The sequence below is a fragment of the Erwinia sp. AK-PDG3-5 genome (assembly GCF_056821705.1).
Map to the genome: position 1 here is coordinate 3285651 of NZ_CM165967.1, position 23675 is coordinate 3309325.

24 protein-coding genes are annotated in these 23675 nt (G+C 55.2%); 1 reads left to right on the forward strand and 23 read right to left on the reverse strand.

Annotation, left to right across the window (positions count from 1 at the left end):
- Positions 1-26: 26 nt before the first annotated feature.
- The 15 genes from tolR to sdhC all read right to left on the reverse strand — a co-directional run bounded on the left by tolR (position 27) and on the right by sdhC (position 15154).
- Entirely contained in the window at positions 27-458 is a 432-nt protein-coding gene (gene tolR / locus AC1UKS_RS15225) for a colicin uptake protein TolR (RefSeq protein WP_013201333.1), read from the reverse strand.
- A 14-nt stretch (positions 459-472) separates the two neighbouring features.
- Complete coding sequence (gene tolQ, locus AC1UKS_RS15230) at positions 473-1150, reverse strand: Tol-Pal system protein TolQ (protein WP_013201332.1); 678 nt, start codon at positions 1148-1150, stop codon at positions 473-475.
- Between the two features lie 5 nt (positions 1151-1155).
- Positions 1156-1560 (reverse strand): tol-pal system-associated acyl-CoA thioesterase, encoded by a 405-nt coding sequence (gene ybgC, locus AC1UKS_RS15235; RefSeq protein ID WP_013201331.1) that lies wholly within the window; start codon positions 1558-1560, stop codon positions 1156-1158.
- 213 nt (positions 1561-1773) lie between these two features.
- Entirely contained in the window at positions 1774-2067 is a 294-nt protein-coding gene (ybgE, locus tag AC1UKS_RS15240) for a cyd operon protein YbgE (RefSeq protein WP_482434332.1), read from the reverse strand.
- Positions 2067-2177 carry a cytochrome bd-I oxidase subunit CydX gene (gene cydX / locus AC1UKS_RS15245; protein WP_065762065.1) on the reverse strand — a complete coding sequence of 37 codons (111 nt, stop codon included), beginning with the start codon at positions 2175-2177 and terminating at the stop codon, positions 2067-2069. Before cydX ends, ybgE begins: the two co-directional genes overlap by 1 nt.
- Before the next feature lie 15 nt (positions 2178-2192).
- Positions 2193-3332, reverse strand: coding sequence for a cytochrome d ubiquinol oxidase subunit II (gene cydB, locus AC1UKS_RS15250; protein ID WP_482434333.1), 1140 nt, complete (start codon positions 3330-3332; stop codon positions 2193-2195).
- Positions 3329-4912, reverse strand: coding sequence for a cytochrome ubiquinol oxidase subunit I (gene cydA / locus AC1UKS_RS15255; RefSeq protein WP_013201328.1), 1584 nt, complete (start codon positions 4910-4912; stop codon positions 3329-3331). Before cydA ends, cydB begins: the two co-directional genes overlap by 4 nt.
- Positions 4913-5465: 553 nt before the next feature.
- Positions 5466-6338 carry a succinate--CoA ligase subunit alpha gene (gene sucD / locus AC1UKS_RS15260; RefSeq protein WP_013201327.1) on the reverse strand — a complete coding sequence of 291 codons (873 nt, stop codon included), beginning with the start codon at positions 6336-6338 and terminating at the stop codon, positions 5466-5468.
- The gene (sucC, locus tag AC1UKS_RS15265; protein WP_013201326.1) at positions 6338-7504 is read right to left on the reverse strand and encodes an ADP-forming succinate--CoA ligase subunit beta; all 1167 of its coding nucleotides are present in this window, start codon (positions 7502-7504) and stop codon (positions 6338-6340) included. Before sucC ends, sucD begins: the two co-directional genes overlap by 1 nt.
- A 107-nt stretch (positions 7505-7611) precedes the next feature.
- Positions 7612-8835 (reverse strand): 2-oxoglutarate dehydrogenase complex dihydrolipoyllysine-residue succinyltransferase, encoded by a 1224-nt coding sequence (odhB, locus tag AC1UKS_RS15270; RefSeq protein ID WP_013201325.1) that lies wholly within the window; start codon positions 8833-8835, stop codon positions 7612-7614.
- Between the two features lie 14 nt (positions 8836-8849).
- A complete protein-coding gene (gene sucA, locus AC1UKS_RS15275) occupies positions 8850-11657 on the reverse strand; it encodes a 2-oxoglutarate dehydrogenase E1 component (protein ID WP_482434335.1) in 2808 nt (935 codons plus the stop codon).
- A gap of 267 nt (positions 11658-11924) precedes the next feature.
- On the reverse strand, positions 11925-12641 hold the full coding sequence (locus AC1UKS_RS15280) for a succinate dehydrogenase iron-sulfur subunit (RefSeq protein WP_013201323.1): 717 nt from the start codon (positions 12639-12641) through the stop codon (positions 11925-11927).
- 16 nt (positions 12642-12657) lie between these two features.
- Positions 12658-14424 (reverse strand): succinate dehydrogenase flavoprotein subunit, encoded by a 1767-nt coding sequence (gene sdhA, locus AC1UKS_RS15285; RefSeq protein ID WP_482434337.1) that lies wholly within the window; start codon positions 14422-14424, stop codon positions 12658-12660.
- The gene (gene sdhD / locus AC1UKS_RS15290; protein ID WP_482434339.1) at positions 14424-14771 is read right to left on the reverse strand and encodes a succinate dehydrogenase membrane anchor subunit; all 348 of its coding nucleotides are present in this window, start codon (positions 14769-14771) and stop codon (positions 14424-14426) included. The genes sdhA and sdhD overlap by 1 nt, the downstream gene beginning before the upstream one ends.
- Positions 14765-15154: a succinate dehydrogenase cytochrome b556 subunit gene (gene sdhC, locus AC1UKS_RS15295; protein WP_013201320.1), complete on the reverse strand. Its 390-nt coding sequence runs from the start codon at positions 15152-15154 to the stop codon at positions 14765-14767. The genes sdhD and sdhC overlap by 7 nt, the downstream gene beginning before the upstream one ends.
- Before the next feature lie 622 nt (positions 15155-15776).
- Between sdhC and AC1UKS_RS15300 the strand changes: the two genes are divergently transcribed.
- Positions 15777-17057 carry a citrate synthase gene (locus tag AC1UKS_RS15300; protein ID WP_013201319.1) on the forward strand — a complete coding sequence of 427 codons (1281 nt, stop codon included), beginning with the start codon at positions 15777-15779 and terminating at the stop codon, positions 17055-17057.
- 48 nt (positions 17058-17105) lie between these two features.
- Here the strand turns inward: AC1UKS_RS15300 and nei are convergent, their stop codons facing one another.
- The 8 genes from nei to AC1UKS_RS15340 form a co-directional block, all read right to left on the reverse strand.
- Complete coding sequence (gene nei, locus AC1UKS_RS15305; RefSeq protein ID WP_455864064.1) at positions 17106-17897, reverse strand: endonuclease VIII; 792 nt, start codon at positions 17895-17897, stop codon at positions 17106-17108.
- A gap of 17 nt (positions 17898-17914) precedes the next feature.
- Entirely contained in the window at positions 17915-18580 is a 666-nt protein-coding gene (pcp, locus tag AC1UKS_RS15310; protein ID WP_265911747.1) for a pyroglutamyl-peptidase I, read from the reverse strand.
- A 7-nt stretch (positions 18581-18587) separates the two neighbouring features.
- Positions 18588-19577 carry a DUF979 domain-containing protein gene (locus tag AC1UKS_RS15315; protein WP_013201316.1) on the reverse strand — a complete coding sequence of 330 codons (990 nt, stop codon included), beginning with the start codon at positions 19575-19577 and terminating at the stop codon, positions 18588-18590.
- Positions 19577-20305 (reverse strand): DUF969 domain-containing protein, encoded by a 729-nt coding sequence (locus AC1UKS_RS15320; protein WP_482434342.1) that lies wholly within the window; start codon positions 20303-20305, stop codon positions 19577-19579. Before AC1UKS_RS15320 ends, AC1UKS_RS15315 begins: the two co-directional genes overlap by 1 nt.
- Before the next feature lie 76 nt (positions 20306-20381).
- On the reverse strand, positions 20382-21119 hold the full coding sequence (gene pxpA, locus AC1UKS_RS15325; protein ID WP_482434343.1) for a 5-oxoprolinase subunit PxpA: 738 nt from the start codon (positions 21117-21119) through the stop codon (positions 20382-20384).
- A complete protein-coding gene (pxpC, locus tag AC1UKS_RS15330) occupies positions 21109-22041 on the reverse strand; it encodes a 5-oxoprolinase subunit PxpC (RefSeq protein WP_482434344.1) in 933 nt (310 codons plus the stop codon). Before pxpC ends, pxpA begins: the two co-directional genes overlap by 11 nt.
- Positions 22035-22691, reverse strand: a complete 657-nt coding sequence (gene pxpB / locus AC1UKS_RS15335) for a 5-oxoprolinase subunit PxpB (protein ID WP_482434346.1) — start codon at positions 22689-22691, stop codon at positions 22035-22037. Before pxpB ends, pxpC begins: the two co-directional genes overlap by 7 nt.
- A gap of 121 nt (positions 22692-22812) precedes the next feature.
- Positions 22813-23556, reverse strand: a complete 744-nt coding sequence (locus tag AC1UKS_RS15340; RefSeq protein ID WP_482434348.1) for a type 2 GTP cyclohydrolase I — start codon at positions 23554-23556, stop codon at positions 22813-22815.
- Positions 23557-23675 lie beyond the last annotated feature (119 nt).

Sequence of the window (23675 nt, forward strand, 5' to 3'; positions counted from 1 at the left end):
CGATTCCCAAAAACGGTTCGAATGAATTAAATCGGCTGCGTCATTAATCCGACAGACTTAACGCCTGCCTGATGCAGCAAGTTGAGCGCCTTAATGATCTCGTCGTAAGGCACATCTTTCGCCCCACCGATCAGGAATACCGTCTTCGGATTCGCCTCAATACGGCGCTGAGCTTCGGCGACTACCTGCTCAGGTGGCAGCTGCTCCATCCGATCGTGATCGACCACCAGGCTGTACTGTCCCACGCCCGCCACTTCTACGATCACTGGCGGATTATCGTCACTGGAAACGGTTTTTGAATCTGTCGCATCCGGCAGATCCACTTCCACGCTCTGGGTAATGATCGGTGCGGTTGCCATGAAAATCAGCAGCAGCACCAGCAAAACGTCCAGCAGTGGAACAATGTTGATCTCGGACTTCATCTCACGGCGACCGCCGCGACCACGAGTTCTGGCCATGCTAACCTCAGCTCTTACTTGGTGTTCTCGCTGGAGAACGCCTGACGATGCAGAATAGCCGTGAACTCTTCCATAAAGTTATCGTAATTCTGTTCCAGCTTATTCACGCGCTGATTAAGGCGGTTGTAAGCCATAACGGCTGGGATCGCCGCAAACAGACCGATAGCCGTGGCGATCAGCGCTTCTGCAATACCCGGCGCCACCATCTGCAAGGTGGCCTGCTTCACCGCGCCCAGCGCGATAAAGGCATGCATGATGCCCCAGACGGTACCGAACAGACCGATATAAGGACTGATGGAGCCCACGGTTCCCAGGAAGGGAATGTGGTTTTCCAGCGCTTCCATTTCACGGTTCAGCGAGATGCGCATCGCACGCGTTGCGCCTTCAACCACCGCTTCTGGCGCATGGTTATTGGCACGGTGCAGTCGGGCAAACTCTTTGAAGCCCGAATAGAAAATTTGTTCAGAGCCCCCGAGCTCGTCACGACGAGCCTGGCTTTCCTGATACAGGCGAGACAGTTCGATCCCCGACCAGAACTTGTCTTCGAATGCATCAGCATCACGCCCGGCGGCATTCAGGATGCGCGTGCGTTGAATAATGATTGCCCATGAGGCGATAGAAAAACCAATCAAAATCAACATGATAAGTTTGACCAGAAGGCTCGCCTTCAGGAACAAATCAAGAATGTTCATGTCAGTCACTGCTTGAACTCCGCGACAATAGACTTGGGAAGCGCAATGGGCTTCATTAGATGTGGATTGATGCAGGCGATCAGCACTTCCGCTTCGTTCAGCGTCCGTCCTTCTGCATTCACAATACGTTGTGCGAAAGTCATGGTCGTTCTGGTCATGCTTACCACTTCACACTGCACCTCGAGAAGATCGTCAAGGCGGGCAGCTGCAAGGTAATCGACCGTAATCCGACGCACGACAAACGCGACCTGCTGTTCCAGCAAAGCCTGTTGGTTGAAATGGTGCTGGCGCAACATTTCAGTTCGTGCCCGTTCATAAAACGCGACATAGCTGGCATGGTAAACCACACCACCGGCATCGGTGTCTTCGTAGTAGACACGAACCGGCCATCGAAACAGCGTTGTACTCACTCTACATCCCGGTAATGCTTTAAACGCTGCTACTATACGCAAGAGCATACGCCTTTGGAATGGGTTGCCAGAGGGGAAAGAAAATAATTATTGTTTGGAAACAAACCGGAGGAAATACGGACAAATCCTGGACGTTTCTTGACGTAATCTAAGGAAAAAGGCGGTTTTGGCGGTGAGGGAAGGCAGGCGAAGTGAGACTTCGCCTGAGTAAGCTTAGGAAAATAAGAAGGCCAGACCAAAAATCAGCACGATCCAGGCAGGAAGAGGTGAGAAAAATGCCTGCCAGCGCAGTCGACGAGGCCGAAAACCAACCCCATGGATCACCCAGGTGCACACCGCCCACATCATCAATAATCCCTGCCAGATTTCCAGTGAGCTGCTGTTGGCCGCGAACCGTTTCGGATCCCAGAACATACAGCCTGCCAGCAGCAAGGCCATCAGCAATGAAAGAGCCCGTAACGGGCTCTTATCCATCCACTGATAGAGGCGAGTTATCCCCTGCCCCATCAGCGTTTCTCTTTCACTTCGCTATCTTCGATATGCTCAATTGCCAGCGCTGTAATAATGCCGAACGCGCAGGCCAGCAAGGTGCCGAGGATCCAGGCAAAATACCACATTGTTCAGCTCCTCAATTAATAGAGAGAATGGGTGTTGTTTTCAATCTGCTCTTTGGTCAGACGACCGAACATTTTGTAGTAACACCAGGTTGTGTAGGCCAGGATAATTGGTACGAAGATCATCGCGGCAACGGTCATGATTTTCAGCGTCAACAGGCTTGAAGTGCTATCCCACATGGTCAGGCTCATATTTGGCATCGTGCTTGACGGCATGATGAACGGGAACATGGCAACGCCCGCTGTGAGGATCACACAGGCCAGCGTTAAGGAAGAGAAAATAAACGCCCAGGCTCCTTTCTCCAGTCGCGAACACAAAATGGTCAATAGCGGCAGCACCACGCCCAGCGCAGGAATGATCCACAGCTGCGGTGTTTTATTGAAGTTGACCATCCAGGCACCCGCTTCACGCACCACTTCTTTGCCCAATGGGTTTGACGCCGCGTTGTGATCCAGCACGCTGGTGACGGCATAACCGTCGATGCCATACATCACCCAGACGCCCGCCAGCACGAAGCACACCACCATCACCAATGCCGAAATCTGCGCGGCAAGGCGCGAACGCACATGCAGCTCGCCGACGGTGCGCATCTGCAGGTAGGTCGCACCCTGCGTGAGGATCATGGTGAGGCTGACAATCCCGGCCAGCAGCGCAAACGGATTGAGCAACTGGAAGAAGTTGCCGGTATAGAACAGGCGCAGATACTCATCCATATGGAACGGCACGCCCTGCAGCAGATTGCCGAAGGCCACGCCAATCACTAACGGTGGCACAAAGCTGCCGATAAAGATCGCCCAGTCCCACATGCCACGCCAGCGGTTGTCTTCCAGTTTTGAACGGTAGTCAAAGCCGATTGGCCGGAAGAACAGCGAGGCGAGCACCAGAATCATCGCCACATAGAAGCCGGAGAACGCAGCGGCATACACCGTTGGCCAGGCGGCAAACAGCGCCCCACCTGCGGTGATCAGCCAGACCTGGTTACCGTCCCAGTGTGGCGCGATGCTGTTGATCATAATGCGACGTTCAGTATCGGTGCGCCCAAGAATACGGGTCAGCATGCCCACGCCCATATCGAATCCGTCGGCAACGGCGAATCCAATCAGCAACACGCCAATCAGTGCCCACCAGACGAAACGCAACAGTTCATAAGTGATCATTGAAGGACTCCTGTCTGAGCATCACGCGCAGCAATACTGGACTGTTCGAAGTGATAGCGTCCGGTCTTCAGGCTGCTTGGCCCGAGGCGCGCAAACTTGAACATCAGATACATTTCAGCCACCAGGAACAGCGTATACAGACCGCAGATCAGGATCATCGAGAACAGCAGATCGCCCACGGTCAGCGAGGAGTTGGCGACCGCAGTTGGCAGCACTTCACCGATGGCCCACGGCTGACGACCGTATTCAGCGACAAACCAGCCCGATTCGATGGCAATCCACGGCAGCGGAATGCCGTACAACGCGCATTTCAACAGGAAGGTACTCTTACCAATGCGGTTACGGATCACGGTCCAGAAGGATCCACCGATAATCAGCAGCATCAGCACGCCCGCGCCGACCATAATACGGAAGGAGAAGTACAGTGGAGCCACGCGTGGAATTGAGTCTTTAGTGGCCTGTTGGATTTGCGCTTCGCTGGCATCCGCCACGTTTGGCGTGTAGCGCTTCAGCAGCAGCCCGTAACCCAGATCTTTCTTCACATCGTTAAATTCGGTGCGCACAGCAGGATCTTTATTCCCGGAACGCAGTTGCTCCAGCAGGCTGTAGGCCTTCATCCCGTTGCGGATACGCACTTCATGCTGACCCATTAACTCTTTCAGGCCGGTGACTTGCTTGTCCACCGAGCGGGTAGCAATCAGCCCCAGCGCCCACGGAATTTGAATGGCGTATTTATTTTCCTGCGCTTCCTGATCGGGAATCCCAAAAAGCGTGAACGCGGCAGGCGCCGGCTGTGTTTCCCATTCGGCTTCAATCGCGGCGAGTTTGGTTTTCTGCACGTCACCGATTTCGTAACCGGATTCATCACCCAGCACGATCACCGAGAGAATGGCAGCCATACCGAAACTGGCGGCAATGGCAAAGGAGCGTTTCGCAAAGGCGATGTCGCGTCCGCGCAGCAGATAGTAGGCACTGATACCGAGGATGAACATCGCGCCACACGTATAGCCGGCAGCCACGGTGTGCACGAACTTCACCTGCGCGACAGGGTTTAAGATCAGCTCGGAGAAGCTGACCATTTCCATACGCATGGTTTCAAAGTTGAATTCGGAGGCGACCGGATTCTGCATCCAGCCATTCGCCACCAGGATCCACAGTGCGGAGAGGTTTGACCCCAACGCCACCAGCCAGGTCACGGCCATATGCTGAACTTTGCCCAGGCGATCCCAGCCAAAGAAGAACAGCCCGACGAAGGTGGATTCGAGGAAGAATGCCATCAGGCCTTCAATGGCCAACGGTGCGCCAAAGATATCCCCGACATAGTGAGAGTAATAAGACCAGTTGGTTCCGAACTGGAACTCCATGGTCAGCCCGGTTGCCACGCCCAGCGCAAAGTTAATGCCAAATAGCTTGCCCCAGAACTTGGTCATATCTTTATAGATTTGCTTGCCTGAAAGCACATAGACCGTTTCCATGATCGCCAACAGAAACGCCATACCGAGCGTTAATGGAACGAACAGGAAATGGTACATGGCTGTCAGAGCAAACTGTAAGCGCGATAGTTCGACAATATCAAACATCTTGACTCCTTGCTCCACACACGTGGGTGATGACGCGGTAAGCACGGCTGAGTATCCGTGATACCGGTCAGTACCAGTATTTTAATCCAATTAAACACACAGGTTTCCGCATCATCAAGGCGATAAGCCTTGCGGTTTTACCTTGCTGAAAGTAAAGAATTTGTGATACCAGATTTATTTTATTTAACCAGATACGGGTTTTTCTAATATTGCATGAGACGCCCGTATTGATGCAGAGCAATTTAATCGAAAAACCTTTTTCTTAGCCAGCTTTAAGAATTGATTTAGATCGCACTTATTTGATCTTAATTAAAGTTTAGTGGCCTGTTGGTGTGGTAGAGGTGTGAAGTTGTTAATTTATTGTTTTAACTGAACTCTATTTTGAAATAATTAAGTAATAGTTTCTGATAAAAATTAACGCCTCCAGCTTCCCTAATCTTAGTCAGGTTTCTCAGCTTTGCCTGTGCTGCACCCGCTTTGGCATCACTTTTTTTTCAACGCATTAAAAAGGCCACCCGAAGGTGGCCTTTGAGGGTATTCCAGAAAGCGTCAGTTATTTCGGCAGAACCGCTTTAACCGCGTCGCCGATATCGGCCAGGCTACGCACGGTTTTCACGCCTGCAGCTTCCAGCGCGGCAAACTTCTCGTCTGCGGTACCTTTGCCGCCCGCGATGATGGCGCCAGCATGGCCCATACGCTTGCCTTTCGGCGCAGTCACGCCCGCGATGTAACCGACAACCGGCTTAGTGACGTGCTCTTTAATAAAGGCTGCCGCTTCTTCTTCCGCGCTACCGCCGATTTCACCGATCATCACAATTGCTTCGGTCTGTGGATCTTCCTGGAACAGTTTCAGGATATCAATGAAGTTTGAACCTGGGATCGGGTCACCACCGATACCGACGCAGGTAGACTGGCCGTAGCCGATGTCTGTGGTCTGCTTAACGGCTTCATACGTCAGGGTACCGGAACGTGAAACGATGCCGATACGGCCCGGCTGGTGAATGTGACCCGGCATGATGCCGATTTTGCAGGCGCCAGGGGTGATCACACCTGGGCAGTTCGGGCCAATCATACGCACGCCAGCTTCATCCAGCTTCACTTTCACCGTCAGCATATCCAGGGTAGGAATGCCTTCGGTGATGGTGATGATCAGCTTGATGCCCGCTTCGATCGCTTCCAGGATACCGTCTTTACAGAACGGAGCAGGAACGTAGATGACCGAGGCGGTTGCGCCCGTCGCTTCTACCGCTTCACGCACGGTGTTGAACACCGGCAGACCCAGATGCTCGGTGCCGCCTTTACCTGGCGTTACGCCGCCAACCAGCTGCGTGCCATAGGCCAGCGCCTGCTCGGAGTGGAAAGTTCCCTGGCCACCGGTGAAGCCCTGGCAGATTACTTTGGTGTTCTTATCGATCAAAATGGACATTATTTACCCTCCGCTGCGGCAACAACGCGCTGCGCCGCGTCACTCAGGCTGGTTGCTGCAATGATGTTCAGACCGCTGTCTGCCAGTTTTTTGGCACCCAGCTCGGCATTGTTACCTTCCAGACGCACCACCACTGGCACGTTAACACCGACTTCTTCAACCGCGCCGATGATGCCATCAGCAATCAGGTCGCAGCGTACGATGCCGCCGAAAATGTTTACAAATACCGCTTTCACCGCGTCGTCCGACAGGATGATTTTGAATGCTTCGGTTACGCGCTCTTTGGTTGCGCCGCCGCCAACGTCAAGGAAGTTAGCAGGCTGGCCGCCGCTCAGCTTAACGATGTCCATGGTACCCATCGCCAGGCCTGCGCCGTTGACCATACAACCGATGTTGCCTTCCAGTGCCACATAGTTCAGTTCCCACTGTGCAGCCTGCGCTTCACGGGCATCTTCCTGGCTTGGATCGCGCATTTCACGCAGTTCCGGCTGACGGAACAGAGCATTGCCATCCGCAGTCAGTTTGCCGTCGAGGCAGATCAGATCGCCCTGCTTGGTGATTACCAGCGGGTTGATCTCAACCAGTGCCAGATCGCGCTCCAGGAACAGCGTGGCCAGACCCATAAAGATCTTGGTGAACTGGCCAACCTGCTTACCGGTCAGACCCAGTTTGAAGGCCAGCTCGCGGCCCTGATAAGGCTGAGGACCGGTCAATGGATCCAGCGCCATCTGGTGGATCAGGTGCGGGGTTTCTTCCGCCACTTTCTCAATTTCCACGCCGCCTTCGGTCGAGGCCATAAACACCACGCGACGCGTCGCACGGTCAACCACGGCACCCAGGTAGAGTTCCTGGTCGATATCCGTTGCCGCTTCAACCAGGATCTGGTTTACCGGCTGGCCATTGGCGTCAGTCTGATAGGTGGTCAGGCGTTTGCCCAGCCAGTGTTCAGCGAAAGCACGGATCTCTTCCTTGCTCTTCACTACCTTCACACCGCCCGCTTTACCGCGGCCTCCGGCATGAACCTGACATTTCACTACCCACGGACCGGCGCCAATCTTTGAGGCGGCTTCTTCAGCTTCACGTGGAGTGGTGCAGGCATAGCCGGTTGGTGCCGGTAAACCATACCGTGCAAACAACTGTTTTGCCTGATATTCGTGTAAGTTCATGATGTTCTATCCATTCAGGTCGGAAAAAACTTGGCCGAATCTGGCGGTTGCCAGAGTGTCGGCCACACATAGGGTTGGGTGCAGCGCCAGGCCGCACCCGACAGGGATTAAACGTCCAGCAGCAGCCTTGACGGATCTTCCAGCAGCTCTTTGATCGCCACCAGGTAGCTGACGGATTCTTTACCGTCGATCAGGCGGTGATCGTAAGAGAGGGCCAGATACATCATTGGCAGGATCACAACCTGACCATTAACCGCCATAGGACGATCTTTGATCGCATGCATGCCGAGGATGGCACTCTGCGGTGGGTTGATGATCGGCGTGGACATCAGGGAACCGAACACGCCACCGTTGGTGATGGTGAAGTTACCGCCAGTCAGTTCGTCAACGGTCAGTTTCCCGTCACGGCCTTTCACTGCCAGCTCTTTGATTTTCTTCTCGATATCGGCCATACCCAGCGCATCGATATCTTTCAACACTGGCGTGACCAGCCCACGTGGGGTGGAAACAGCGATGCTGACGTCAAAGTAGTTGTGGTAAACAACGTCTTCGCCGTCGATAGACGCATTGACTTCCGGGAAGCGTTTCAGCGCTTCAACAACCGCTTTCAGGTAGAAGGACATGAAGCCCAGACGCACGCCGTGACGTTTTTCAAACGCTTCGCCGTACTGCTTACGCAGGTTCATGATTGGCTGCATGTTGACTTCGTTAAAGGTGGTCAACATCGCGGTGCTGTTTTTCGCTTCCAACAGACGCTCGGCAATGCGCTTACGCAGGCGGGTCATTGGAACGCGCTTCTCGCTGCGGCCTGGCAGAGCGGCGGCTGGCGCAGAAGGTGCGGCAGCAGCAGGCGCTTTCGCGGCGGCTTCCGGTTTTTTCGCCAGGTGTTTTTCAACGTCTTCACGCGTCAAACGTCCACCAACACCGGTGCCTTTGATGGCGGCCGCGTCGAGGTTGTGTTCAGCAATCAGGCGGCGGATAGCCGGGCTGAGCGCGTCGTTGCTCTCTTCTTCCAGAGAAGCGCTCTGACGCTGTGCTGGGGTTGAATCCTGCTCTTCAACTTTGGCAGAGCTTGCTTTGCCGCCGCTGTTCCCTTCTTTCAGACGACCCAGCGCCTGACGAGAGATAACTGTTGCGCCTTCATCTTCCAAAATCGCTTCCAGCACGCCATCGGCGGTGGCCGGAACTTCCAGAATCACTTTGTCGGTTTCGATCTCTACCAGCACTTCGTCGCGCTGGACAGAATCGCCTGGTTTTTTGTGCCAGGTTGCCACGGTGGCATCGGCAACGGATTCAGGCAGGTCGGGAACGATGATCTCTACGCTACTCATTATTTTTCCTTGAATTAATTAACGTTCAGCGCGTCATTTACCAGATCTTGCTGCTGCTGCTGGTGAACGGACATATAGCCAACTGCCGGCGAGGCGGAGGCGGGGCGGCCGGCGTAACGTAATGAAGCCCCAAAAGGAACCACTTCACGGAAGTGGTGCTGGCTGCAGAACCAAGCGCCCTGATTAAGCGGCTCTTCCTGGCACCACACGAAATCATGCACATGGGAATATTGCTGCAGCACATCCTGAACCGCTTTGTGCGGGAACGGATACAGCTGTTCGATACGCACGATAGCGACATCGGTTTGCTCGTTTTTGCGACGCTTGTCCAGCAGATCGTAATAGACCTTACCGGAGCAGAGCACCACACGCTTCACGCCTTTCGGGTCAAGCGCGTCGATCTCGCCGATAGCCGGCTGGAAGCCGCCGGTCGCCAGCTCTTCCAGAGAAGAGACTGCCAGCGGATGACGCAGCAGAGATTTCGGTGACATGACGATCAACGGACGGCGCATACCGCGCAGCGCCTGACGACGCAGCATATGGTAAACCTGAGCCGGCGTTGACGGCACGCACACCTGCATGTTCTGCTCAGCGCAAAGCTGCAGATAACGTTCCAGACGGGCGGAGGAGTGCTCCGGGCCCTGCCCTTCGTAACCGTGCGGCAGCAGCATTACCAGACCGCACATACGGCCCCATTTCTGCTCGCCGGAGCTGATGAACTGGTCGATAACTACCTGAGCACCGTTGGCAAAGTCACCAAACTGCGCTTCCCAGATGGTCAGCGTGCGCGGTTCTGCCGTGGCATAACCGTATTCGAACGCCAGCACCGCTTCTTCAGACAGGACGGAGTCCCAGACTTTGAAGGTGCCCTGACCGTTATGCACGTGCATCAGCGGGGTATAGGTTGAGCCGTTAGACTGGTTGTGGATCACCGCATGGCGGTGAAAGAAGGTGCCACGTCCCATGTCTTCACCGGAAAGACGGCACGGAATGCCTTCATCTACCAGCGTGGCATAGGCCAGGTTCTCGGCAGCGCCCCAGTCGAACGGTTTGTTGCCTGCGGCCATCTCAGCACGATCGTTATAGATCTTCGCCACGCGGGACTGCATTTCAATGGCTTCCGGCACGCTACTGATGCGTTTAGCCAGCTCTTGCAGGCGCTTCAGGTCTAAGGTTTCCTGATAGCTTTCATCCCAGTCATGGTTCAGATACGGCGACCAGGTAAAGGAGTGCAGGCTCATCGGACGCCATTCCGGCACCACGCATTCGCCGGCATCCAGCGCGTCGCGGTAAAGGTTGACCATTTCCGTGGCATCTTCCAGGCTGGCAATCTTCTCGCTTTCGAGACGATCGGCATAGAGTTTGCGCGGGGTCGGGTGCTTTTTGATCTTCTGGTACATCACCGGCTGAGTCGCACTCGGCTCATCCGCTTCGTTATGGCCGTGACGGCGATAACAGACCAGATCGATGAAGACATCACGCTTGAAGGTGTTACGGAAATCCAACGCCAGACGGGTCACAAAGGCCACCGCTTCCGGGTCATCAGCATTTACGTGGAAGATTGGCGCCAGCACCATTTTACCGATATCGGTACAGTACTGGGTTGAACGGGCATCTTTTGGATTGGAGGTGGTGAAACCAATCTGGTTATTGATCACGATGCGCACAGTCCCGCCGACTTCATAGCCGCGAGCCTGAGACATGTTCAGCGTTTCCTGAACCACACCCTGACCAATGATCGCCGCATCACCGTGGATGGTGATTGGCAGAACTTTGTTGCTGCCCGGCTCGTCAAGACGATCCAGCCGCGCACGCACAGAGCCCATCACTACCGGGCTGACGATCTCAAGGTGCGACGGGTTAAACGCCAGCGCCAGGTGAACCATGCCGCCTTCGGTTTCGACGTCGGAAGAGAAGCCCATATGGTACTTCACGTCACCGGTACCGAGATGCTCTTTGTGCTTGCCAGCGAACTCGTCAAACAGGTCCTGCGGCTTTTTACCCAGCACGTTAATCAGCACGTTCAGACGGCCGCGGTGGGCCATGCCCAGCACCACTTCACGCGTGCCGCTTTTGCCTGAATGGTGGATCATCTCATTCAGCATTGGCACCAGTGCATCGCCGCCTTCCAGCGAGAAGCGCTTGGCGCCCGGGAATTTCGCACCGAGGTAACGCTCAAGGCCTTCGGCTGCGGTCAGCTGTTTCAGGAAACCTTTCTTCTCTGCGGTGGAGAACGATGCCTGCCCGGCAACCGATTCGATGCGCTGTTGGATCCAGCGTTTCTCTTCGGTGTTGGTGATGTGCATATACTCAGCACCGATCGAGCCGCAGTAAGTCTGCTTCAGCAAGGCGTAAAGATCCGCCAGCTTCATGGTATCTTTGCCGAAAGCAAATGAACCGACGTTGAAGGTTTCCTGGAAATCCGCTTCGCTCAGGTCGTGGAATTTAGGATCCAGATCCGGCACGGATTCATTCTGCCACAGGCCTAACGGATCGAGGTTTGCCATCTGATGTCCGCGGAAACGGAAGGCGTTGATCAGCTGGAGAACCTTAACCTGCTTGGCATTGGTATCAGGATCGCTTACGGAAGAGGTGTAACGCGTGGCATCTTTCGCCAGACGGCGGAAGTACTCGCGTGTGCTCGAGTGAAATTGTTCCGGTCTGACCCCTTGACCTGGAAGCTGCTGAAAGAGCTCTTTCCAGGCAACATCAACAGAGTCAGGATCGGTTAGATAGTCCTCATAGAGCTGCTCTATGTAGGTCTGGTTCGCGCCGGCCAGCCAGGAGGAGTCCAGCCAGGGTTTCATCGCGCTGTTCTGCATTGTGATCCCTTAAGCATTTTGTGCTTTAGTTCGCCGTGATTATTTAACAGGGCCTTTGCAGGCCCCACGCCGCATAAGCGGCTTGCCCTCGGCTGTGTTCCGCTAATAACGCGGGACGCAGCCTGAAAGTTCATCGATACGAGCGCTGTGCGCGACTGCTGGCGCCCGGGCCCGTAAGGGAACCTTGCAAAGCCAACCCGAAGATAAGCTTGGCAGGGTTTCCTGGTAAAACAACCGGGAACCTGGCGGTTCCCGGATGAGGTGCGCTTATGCGCCTCTTTGCAGCAGCATCGACTTAATGTGGCCGATGGCGCGCGTAGGGTTAAGCCCTTTAGGGCATACGCTCACACAGTTCATGATGCTGTGACACCGGAATACGCTGAAAGCATCGTTCAGATTATCCAGGCGCGCATCCGTTTCGGTATCACGGTCGTCGATCAGGAAGCGGTACGCTGCCAGCAACCCAGCCGGACCGATAAATTTGTCCGGGTTCCACCAGAAAGACGGGCAGGAAGTCGAGCAGCATGCACACAGGATACATTCGTACAGGCCATCCAGTTTTTCACGCTGTTCCGGCTCCTGCAGATGCTCGCGCGCCGGTGGATTTTCCCCATTATTCAACAGGTAAGGCTTAATCTTCTCATACTGAGTGTAGAATTGCCCCATGTCCACCACCAAATCACGGATCACCGGTAAACCCGGTAAAGGACGGATCACAATTTTTTTACTGCCGCCGCCAAGAGCGGAAACAGGTGTGATACAGGCCAGACCGTTTTTACCGTTCATGTTGATGCCATCGGAACCGCAAACGCCCTCGCGGCACGAGCGACGGAAAGCCAGCGTCGGGTCTTTTTCCTTCAGACGCATCAGCGCGTCCAGCAGCATCATGTCGCGCCCTTCTTCGGACTCCAGGCTGTACTCCTGCATGTGCGGAGCATCGTCAACTTCCGGGTTGTAACGATAAATAGAAAATTCGAGTCTCATCGCTTATCTCCGCAAACTAGTAAGTACGTGCTTTCGGCGGGAACGCCGCGCGCAGTTTCGGCTCCATGTTCACCTCACGGCGAGTCATGCTTTCGCTCTGCGGCAGATACACGCTGTGGCATAACCAGTTTGCATCGTCACGTTCTGGGTAGTCGAAGCGGCTGTGTGCGCCACGGCTTTCGGTGCGGTAGTTTGCCGCGACGGCCGTTGCATAGGCCGTTTCCATCAGGTTATCCAGCTCAAGGCACTCAATACGCTGGGTATTGAAGTCGCTTGAACGGTCATCCAGACGGGCGCCTTTCAGGCGTTCACGCAGAACTTTCAGCTCTTCCAGACCTTTTGCCATCGCATCGCCTTCACGGAACACCGAGAAGTTGTTCTGCATACAGGTTTGCAGGGCTTTACGCAGCTCGGCAGGATCCTCACCGGTGGTGTTGTTGTTCCAGCGGTTCATGCGGGCCAGAGACGCTTCGATCTCTTCTTCCGTTGCGTCTTTCAGCTCGCCCTGCTCTTCAATGGATTCCAGCAGGTGCAGACCCGCCGCACGACCAAACACCACCAGATCCAGCAGCGAGTTGCCGCCCAGACGGTTAGAACCATGAACCGATACGCAGGCAATCTCACCCACCGCAAACAGTCCTGGCACCAGGGTATCTTCGCCCTTCTCATTTACCGTCAGCGCCTGACCGGTTACGCGGGTCGGAATACCGCCCATCATATAGTGGCAGGTAGGGATCACCGGGATCGGTTCTTTAACCGGATCGACGTGAGCAAAGGTGCGGGACAGTTCCAGAATACCAGGCAGACGCGCTTCCAGCACTTCGTGACCGAGGTGATCCAGTTTCAGTTTGATGTGCGGGCCCCACGGACCTTCGCAACCACGACCTTCACGGATTTCGATCATCATTGAACGGGCAACCACGTCACGACCGGCAAGGTCTTTGGCGTTTGGCGCATAACGCTCCATAAAGCGCTCACCGTGTTTGTTTAACAGGTAACCACCTTCACCACGACAGCCTTCGGTCACCAGCACACCCGCGCCGGCAATACCGGTTGGGTGGAACTGCCACATTTCCATGTCCTGTACCGGCACGCCGGCACGCAGGGCCATACCGACGCCGTCACCGGTATTGATGTGGGCATTGGTGGTGGACTGGTAAATACGTCCTGCACCGCCGGTCGCCAGAACCGTTGCGCGCGCTTTAAAGTAGACGACTTCGCCATCTTCAATATTCAGTGCGGTACAGCCGACAATGGCGCCGTCCGCATTTTTCACCAGATCCAACGCATACCACTCGGAGAAGATAGTGGTTTTGTTTTTCAGGTTCTGCTGATAAAGGGTATGCAACAACGCATGGCCGGTACGGTCAGCCGCCGCCGCGGTACGCGCCGCCTGCTCACCGCCGAAGTTCTTCGACTGGCCACCAAACGGACGCTGATAAATGCGGCCATCGTCCAGACGGGAGAAAGGCAGGCCCATGTGTTCCAGTTCCAGAATCGCTTCCGGTCCGGTTTTACACATATATTCAATGGCGTCCTGGTCACCGATGTAGTCGGAGCCTTTCACCGTGTCATACATATGCCATTCCCAGTTATCTTCATGGGTGTTACCCAGCGCAACGGTGATACCGCCCTGCGCAGAGACGGTATGGGAACGGGTCGGGAAAACTTTGGACAACAGAGCACAGCTCTGGCCCGATTGGGAAATCTGCAGCGCGGCACGCATGCCTGCACCACCGGCGCCGATTACCACGGCATCAAACTCTCTAACTGGCAAACTCATTACGCACCCCACACAACAACAGTTCCATAAATGGCATAAACCAACAGCGCAACCACCACCACCAGTTGCAGCATCAAGCGGAAAGCAACCGGCTTGATGTAATCCGTCAGTACCTGCCACATCCCAATCCAGCCATGCACCAGAATGGAGAACAGCGTCAGAAGGGTGAAGACTTTGGTAAAGTTGGAGGCAAAGAAGCCACGCCAGATGTCGTACGTCAGTGTCCCTGACATCACCACGAAACCGAGGATGTAGATCACGTATAACGTCATGATCATCGCAGCAGCACGCAGCAGCAGCCAGTCATGAACGCCGTTGCGACCTAATGCAGAAGCGTTGCTTACCATACGAGGACTCCAGCCAGAATTGAAAGCACGACAGTGATACCAAAAGAGATTTGCGCAGAGCGCGTCCCAATTTGCAGCGTTTCACCCAGATATCCGAAGTCCATCAGCATGTGACGAATCCCACCGACGATGTGATACGCCAGTGCGGTTAAAATGCCCCACATGATGAATTTGACAAAGAAGCTGCCCATGACGGCAGAAGCTTGCAGGAAGCCTTCGGGAGATGAGAGTGACAGGCCCAGTAACCAGAGCAGTATACCAACAGCCACAAACGTAATGACGCCAGATACGCGATGGAGAATAGACGCTATTGCAGTAACGGGAAACCGGATCGTGGAGAGATCCAAGTTGACAGGTCTTTGTTTTTTCACGGTTTTGCCCACACAGCCTTTCTTATTTTGCTTCCTCCGGTCCTGAGGGCGGGTCAGACAGCGTTACGGAGATACTGCGCCAGGCACTAAAACAACAACATCCAGTGTCAAAACGACGCGTACGCAACGCTGGGTGGCTCCTACTGCAGGGTATTCCGGAGACCTGGCGGAAGTATAGGGGGTTCACAAACTCATTACAATTCCCCTACAAACTTCTTGGGCATATTTAGGTGGAACAGTGATCCGACTCACATTTTTCACAATTTATACAAATTTAATTATCTGATTTGACAAAACTTCAACATTCCTGTTACAAACGGACGATCAAAAATTCTATGATGCACAAAAGTTATGGGGATACACTTTCCCCTAAGCACAAGTTATGTAACATTGATGATATATACGTACAAAGAATCAGGTATCGGTTACCAACAAGTTACGACCAGACCGGATCTTTAACAACCGCGAAACGCAGTACTGTTGTGCCCACCCGGCCTGCGCACGCCCCGTCTCTCTGTACCCTGCACGATACAAGATGCCACAGAGACGACACTGCGCTTTTTCATGCAGGCGCGGACACAATGAGCATTTCGAGTGTCGAAGATCTATAGATAAGGCGCAAAGGAGACAATAAATGGCTGATAAAAAAGCAACGCTAACCCTACCAGGCGAAGCTCCTATTGAACTTGATGTGTTGCAAGGCACGTTAGGCCAGGACGAGATAGATGTACGTACCCTCGGATCCAAAGGGTATTTCACCTTTGACCCAGGCTTCACCTCTACTGCGTCCTGCGAATCTAAAATCACCTACATCGACGGTGATGAAGGTATCCTGCTCCACCGTGGTTTCCCGATCGACCAACTCGCTGTGCACTCCAACTATCTGGAAGTGTGCTACATCCTGCTGAATGGCGAAGCGCCAACTAAAGAGCAGTTTGAAGAATTCAAAACCATCGTAACCCGCCATACCATGATCCATGAACAGATCCATCATCTGTTCCGTGGCTTCCGTCGTGACTCTCATCCGATGGCGGTAATGTGTGGTGTTACCGGTGCACTGGCCGCGTTTTATCATGATGCGATGGACGTTAACATTGAGCGCCACCGCGAAATTGCGGCATTCCGCCTGCTGTCCAAAATGCCGACCGTTGCGGCGATGTGTTACAAATATTCGATCGGTCAGCCTTTCGTTTACCCACGCAACGACCTGTCTTACGCCGGAAACTTCCTGCATATGATGTTCTCCACGCCGTGTGAAGAGTACGTGGTGAACCCAATTCTGGAACGCGCCATGGATCGTATTTTGATCCTGCATGCCGACCATGAGCAGAACGCCTCCACGTCTACCGTGCGTACCGCCGGTTCTTCTGGCGCTAACCCGTTTGCCTGCATCGCCGCGGGGATCGCTTCCCTGTGGGGACCTGCCCACGGTGGCGCAAACGAAGCGACCCTGCGTATGCTGGAAGAGATCAGCACCGTTGATCACATTCCTGAGTTCGTGAAGCGTGCAAAAGATAAGAACGATTCGTTCCGTCTGATGGGCTTCGGCCACCGCGTTTATAAGAACCACGATCCGCGCGCAACCGTGATGCGTGAGACCTGTCATGAAGTGCTGAACGAATTGGGCATGAAGGACGATCTGTTGGAAGTGGCGATGAAGCTGGAAGATATCGCGCTGAACGACCCGTACTTTATTGAACGTAAACTCTATCCAAACGTCGACTTCTACTCAGGCATTATTCTGAAAGCGATGGGCATTCCGTCTTCCATGTTTACCGTGATCTTCGCGATGGCGCGTACCGTGGGCTGGATTGCACACTGGAAAGAAATGCACGACGACGGCATCAAAATTGCCCGTCCGCGTCAGCTGTATACCGGCTACGACAAGCGTGACTTCAAGTCTGGCACCAAGTAATCCGCCAGACCGCATAAAAAACGCCGCACTCGCGGCGTTTTTTTTTGGTTAATGCTGGCAACCCGGACACCAGTAAAACGGGCGCGACGAAAGCACCGTTTTCTCAATGATGCCACCGCACCGCTCGCACGGCTGGCCTGCCCGATGAAACACTTTAAAGCTGAACAGTGCGCCGTGATGTTTATTCTCTTTACTGACTCCCCGCGTGAGGTACGAAAGCCGCGGAATGGCCAGTAACGCGTCAGCCAATAGCACCAACTGCTCTTCGGTCAGGTCCTGCGCTTTATGCTGCGGCGCCAGGCCTGCCAGCCAGAGTATTTCTACCCGCAGATAGTTGCCTAATCCCGCCAGAAAAGCCTGATCCAACAGTAACGCGCTGAACTGACGTCGTCTGAAGCGGGGTGAGAGCAACCGTGCTTTCACCTGCTCAGCGGTTAACGTCATATCCAGTACGTCCGGCCCCACACGTTGCAGAAAAGGATGTGCCATCAGCGTATCCGCATTGAGCAATTCAATCTCTGATGCGCTGTAGAGGAGAATGGCCTTATCTTCCGCCGCCAGACGCACGCGCAGAATGCGGTTAGTGGCAGGCTCAACGCCGCTTTTCGCCACCCGCCAGACGCCATACAGCTGGTTATGGCTGTAAAGCGTCAGGCCATTGGAAAAGTGCGTCAGCATCGCTTTGCCCCGCGTTTCAATCGCCTCGACCCGCTCACCCAATAACGCCGGTTCGTAGGTTTTGAGCTGGGGAAAAGCAAACCAGACGTCGGTCAGCGTTTTCCCCTTGATCGCTTTCTCCAGCTTGTCCGCCGCGCGGCGGATTTCAGGTCCTTCTGGCATGATTCACCCGTTCAGTCTCAGTGTGTGGCGCCGCCTTCCAGACGAATATCCTTTTCAACGGTCAGCGCAATGCTCAGCGCCATTTCCAGCGCGAGGATCACCGTCGCCGCCGGCATGCTCGCCACGCCAGGATGTTTAACCGCCTGTTCAGGCAGGTAAGGAATATGGATAAACCCACCGCGGATTTTGGTCTTGTTCTTTGCCAGGCTGTTGTATTTTTCCAGGTAATGCATCAGCCCGTACATCACGTGATTGCAGACATAGGTGCCCGCCGTCTGAGAAACGGACGCCGGGATCCCCGCTTCGCGGATCCCTTCAACAATCGCCTTAATCGGCAGCGTGGAGAAGTAGGCCACCGGCCCACCCTCGACAATCGCTTCATCAATCGGCTGATTCCCCAGGTTATCTGGAATGCGGGCATCATCGACGTTGATGCCGACGCGCTCGATGGTCACGTCGGTACGCCCACCCGCCTGGCCTACGGCAATCACCAGATCCGGTTTCAACTCTTCAATGGCGGCATACAACGCGGTCAGGGAGTCGCCAAACGCACAGGGCAGCTGTTTGGCCATCACTTTTGCTCCGCACACCATGCGCTCATGCAGATGGCTGACGGCTTCCCACGACGGGTTCACCAGCTCGCCGCCGAACGGCTCGAAAGCGGTAATCAATACGGTCTTCATTGTGGCCTCACAGGAACATCATGAAATACAGAAGGAAGATATTGGCTATTAACAATAGCACGCCGGTGGGCACCTGAGCCTTGATCACCGCATTGCGGTCAGGCAGTTCGAGCAGCGCCGCCGGGACAATATTGAAGTTGGCCGCCATCGGCGTCATCAGCGTGCCGCAATAGCCGGAGAACATGCCAATCGCCGCCATCACCGCCGGATTGCCATGGTGTTGCAGCACCAGGATCGGAATACCGATGCCGGCAGTAACAATCGGGAATGCAGCAAAGGCATTGCCCATCACCATGGTCAGCAGCGCCATGCCGATGGCATAGGTCGCAACGGCAATAAAGCGGTTATCTACCGCCAGATAGGTTTCGGTCAGATGCGAAATCGCCGTACCGACGCCGGCGCTGGTGAACAGCAGACCTAAGGTGGCAAGGATTTGCGGCAGAATAAATGCCCAACCGATAGCATCCAGCAGGCGACGCGCTTCCTGCACCGACTGGGCCGGGCCTTCATGGGTCAGTTTCAGGGCGATCAGCCAGCCGATCACGCAGCCCACCATCATTGAGAATAACGTCACCAGCGTGGAGTGATTTCCCGGACCAAACAGTCCTTCCTGCAACCCCGGAATATTATTGAAAGCCAACACGCCAATCACCGTCACTACCGGGATGGCTAACGCCGGCAGAAACAGTTTGTTGCGTAAGCGCTGAGCGCTTTGCTCTTTCTGCTCTTCGCTGCGCTGATGGTATGAGCCCAGCTTCACGCCGCCCAGACCGGCAATCAACGCCATTACCACCACCATCACGCCGATTACAATGTGCAGTGAACGTGCGCCAAGCAGCTCAACCGCCCAGTCACCGACGAAAAACACCAGTCCGTACAGTGCCCAAAACAGCCCGGTGGTTAAGCGGCGTGGATTTCCTTTGTCGCGCCAGGACATCACGGCGACCACCAGCAGGATAATTCCCGCCAGCCAGAACAGATATTGTTGCTGGAACATTAGCGGCCTCCCTTCGCTTTCAACGCGGTGTTATTCAGTACAGACAGTTCTTTGGCAATGGTTTTATCCAGGCGGCGTAAGCGCACGGCGTGGATCAGAAACGCGCAGACAGCGGTCGGAATGCCCCAAAGCGCAATATGTAGCGGCTCGGTCTGAATACCGGCGGATTCCTGCATAAAATTATGCATAAAGATGATCGCGCCAAAGGCGACAAAGATATCTTCGCCGAAGAACAGGCCGACGTTATCGGTTGCGGCCGACATCGCGCGGAGGCGATGGCGAACGCTGTCAGGCAACTCGCCATAGCGGTTTTCGGTGGCCCCTTCGGCCATCGGTGCCAACAGCGGACGCACCATTTGCGGATGCCCACCCAGACTGGTCAGGCCCATCGCGGCGGTGATTTCACGCACGAACAGATACACAATCAGCAGGCGTCCGGCTGTGGCGGTTTTGATCTGAGCGATCCAGGCCTGGGCCCGCTGCTTCAGACCGTGACGCTCCAGCAGGCCGATAACGGCCAGCGGCAACAACAGGATCAGCGGCAGGTTACGGGTGTTCAGAAATCCTGAGCCCAGCTTTTCCAGAATGTCGCCCAGCGGCATATGCGCGGCCAGCCCGGTAATCAGTCCGGAGACGATCACCACCAGCACCGGGTTAAACCGGAGTAAAAAACCGATGACGATGGCCACAATCCCTGCCAGTGGCCACAAATTCACTGCACTTTCCATATACATCCTCCCGGTATTGATAAAAAAAATCCCCAACCGAGTTGAGGAATCTGCCGCGTTTCTACGCGTTATTGCCTTAAAGGCTGGTGACCTGAATCTGTTGTTGCTTAAAGGCCTGACGGAGCTGGGCGGCAAAGGCCATTGCGTGTGCGCCATCGCCGTGCAGACAAACGGTGTCAGCATTGACGTTCACCCACTCACCGCTCAGGCTCTTCACCTTGCCCTGCTGGATCATGCTCAGGGTCTGCTCGATGGCCTGTTGGTCGCTGTCAATCAGCGCGCCTGGCTGGCTGCGCGGAACCAGCGATCCGTCGGCCTGATAACCCCGATCGGCGAAAACCTCTTCGCGGGTGGTCAGACCCAGCGCCTTGCCGGCCTTAATGGATTCACTGTTGGCCAGCCCAACCAGCACCAGAGCCGGATCGACCGCTTTCACCGCACGGGCAATCGCGTCTGCCAGTTCAGGCTCCTGAGCGGCCTGGTTGTAAAGCATTCCGTGCGGCTTCACATGCACCAGCTTGCCGCCTTCGCTGCGGGCAATCGCCTGCAGTGCGCCAATCTGGTAAATCATCAGGGCATACACGGTTTCGGCTGGCAGTTGCATGCGCGTGCGGCCGAAATTCTCCCGATCGGGGAAGCTGGGATGTGCGCCGATGGCCACGCCAAATTCCAGCGCCCATAACACGCTTTGACGCATGGTTTGCGCATCGCCGGCATGGAATCCACAGGCGATATTGGCCGATGACACCAGCTGCAATAAGTCACGATCGTTGGCGCAGCCTTCGCCCAGATCGGCATTCAGATCAACTTTCATGTTCCACTCCCCAGGCAATTTGCTCCAGCGCCAGTTGCTGGTCGCGTTTGGCTTTCAGCGCTTCTTCAAGCGTGCAGTAAACAAAATGGATCGGCTCGCCCAGACGGATCTGCGCCAGATGATAAAGATCGGCTTCGATCACGCAGCCAATGCGCGGATAGCCGCCGGTGGTCTGCGCATCCGCCATCAACACAATCGGCTGACCGTTTGGCGGCACCTGAATCACGCCGGGGATCAGGCCGTGCGACAGCATTTCACGCTTTTCGCTGCGTTGCAGCGGCCGGCCCTGCAGGCGGTAACCCATACGGTTACTTTGCGGATTAAGTTTCCACGAGGTCCGCCAGAACGCTTCACGACTCTCATGGTTAAACTCATGGTATTCCGGCCCCATCATCACCCGGATGCGGTTACCGAACAGCAGCTGGCGTACGCCAACCGGTTTCACGAAGTGCCGTTGCGGATCGCGCTGAGGCAGCAAATCGCCATCTTTAATCGGGCCGCCGTTAAAGCCACCAAAACCGGCTTTGGCATCCGTGCTGCAAGAACCTAGCATTGGCTCGACGGCAAACCCGCCATCCAGCGCCAGATAGCTGCGCATGCCACGGTGCGGCATGCTTAACGTCAGCCGCTGTCCCTTTTTCACCGCCGTTCGCCAGCCGGTCCACACCGGCTGACTGTCCAGCTCGGCACTGCATCCCGCGCCGGTCAGCGCGATCCAGCCGTCGCGGGTGAATTCAGCACTGAATTGCCCCAGCGTAATCTCCAGGACCGCGCTGTTTTTGTCATTGCCCACCAGCAGATTGGCAGTTTCCATGGCGGGACGGTCGAGAACCCCGCTCAGACCGACGCCGTACTGCCGCCAACCGGTGCGACCGGCGTCCTGCAGCGTGGTCGCCATTCCTGCGCGAATTATTTTCAGCATAAGCCTGCCTTCTGCGGTACAAACCGCACGCTGTCGCCTGGCCTTAAGAAAGTGGGTGGCTGGTTGGCTGGATTAAACAACGTGATGTCCGTCTGACCAATCAACTGCCAGCCGCCAGGGGCGGAAAACGGATAGACGCCGGTCTGGCTGCCGCCGATACCGACCGATCCGGCGGGCACCGCCACTCTTGGCTCGGCACGCCGTGGCGTATGCAGGCGATCGTCCAGCCCAGCCATATACGGAAATCCAGGCTGGAAGCCGATAAAGTAAACCACGTATTTTCCAGAAGCATGGGCCTCAACAACCTGTTGCGGCGTTAAGCCACTGTGACGGGCAACCTCATCCAGATCCGGCCCGGCGGAACCGCCATAAACCACCGGAATCTCAACCTCGCGTGAGGTCATTTCCAGCTGTTCGCTTTTTTCCCACCAGGACTGTAGCCACTCAATGGCATCCAGCGCCGTCTGTTGCGGATCGCTAAGCAGCACGGTGATGTTATTCATGCCCGGGACCACTTCAATGACTTCAGGTCTTGCCATTAATCGCGACGACAGGCCCCAAATCCGTTGCTGAGTGGCCAGCGTAACCGGCGGCTCAAGTTCAAGTACGACGGCATGTTCGCCTAACAGGTAACAACGAGCTCGTTGCAAAACGCTCCTCCTGACCTGGTATTAAGGCCATCTGAAATCTATATAAGGCAAATAGTTATGCGGAAATGTCGGGGACGTGTCAACTGTGTTGCAGGCGGCCGGGATAGCCGCCTGGCAGAAATCAGGCAGGATTAGGGATATCGATGAAGGTGACGTCCAGATTGTGGTTCTCTGCCAGCCACTCGCCGAGCGCCTGAATGCCACAACGCTCGGTAGCATGGTGCCCGGCGGCGAAGAAGTGCAGGCCCTGTTCGCGCGCGCTGTGGATGGTCTGCTCTGAGACTTCGCCACTGAAAAACGCATCGACGCCGAAGGCTGCCGCCGCATCAATAAAGCCCTGACCGCCACCGGAGCACCAGGCAATACGGCGGATCAGCGCAGGGGCATTATCGCCGCAATGCAGCGGTTGACGTCCCAGCACCTGACTGATGCGCTGGGCAAACTGTTCGCCGGTCAACGGCTCTTTCAGCTCTCCCCATGGCAGCAGTTCTTCAACTTCGCCACGGACTTCAATGCCCAGCAGGTTGGCGAGCCGCGCGTTATTTCCCAACTGAGGATGCGCATCCAGCGGCAGATGCCAGCCGTACATATTGATGTCATTGGCCAGCAGGGTTTTCAGCCGGTTACGCTTCATCCCTTTGATCACCGAGGCTTCGTTCTTCCAGAAATAGCCGTGATGGACCAGCACCGCATCGGCATTCAGCCGCACTGCCTCATCCAGCAGCGCCTGGCAGGCGGTTACACCGGTAACAATTTTCTTCACCTCACTGCGTCCTTCCACCTGCAAGCCGTTCGGGCCGTAATCTTTAAAGGCAGCAGTGTTCAGCAGGTGGTTCACAATCTTTTCAAGCTCTGTATTACGCATATCAATTCCTGAAGTGCGCGTTACCGGGCAAAAAATCACCGCGGCAACGTTGCGTGTGGGATTACCGTCACAATAACAAAGCGTGGCCCCTATCAGCAGTATTTTTTCATCTGCCGACA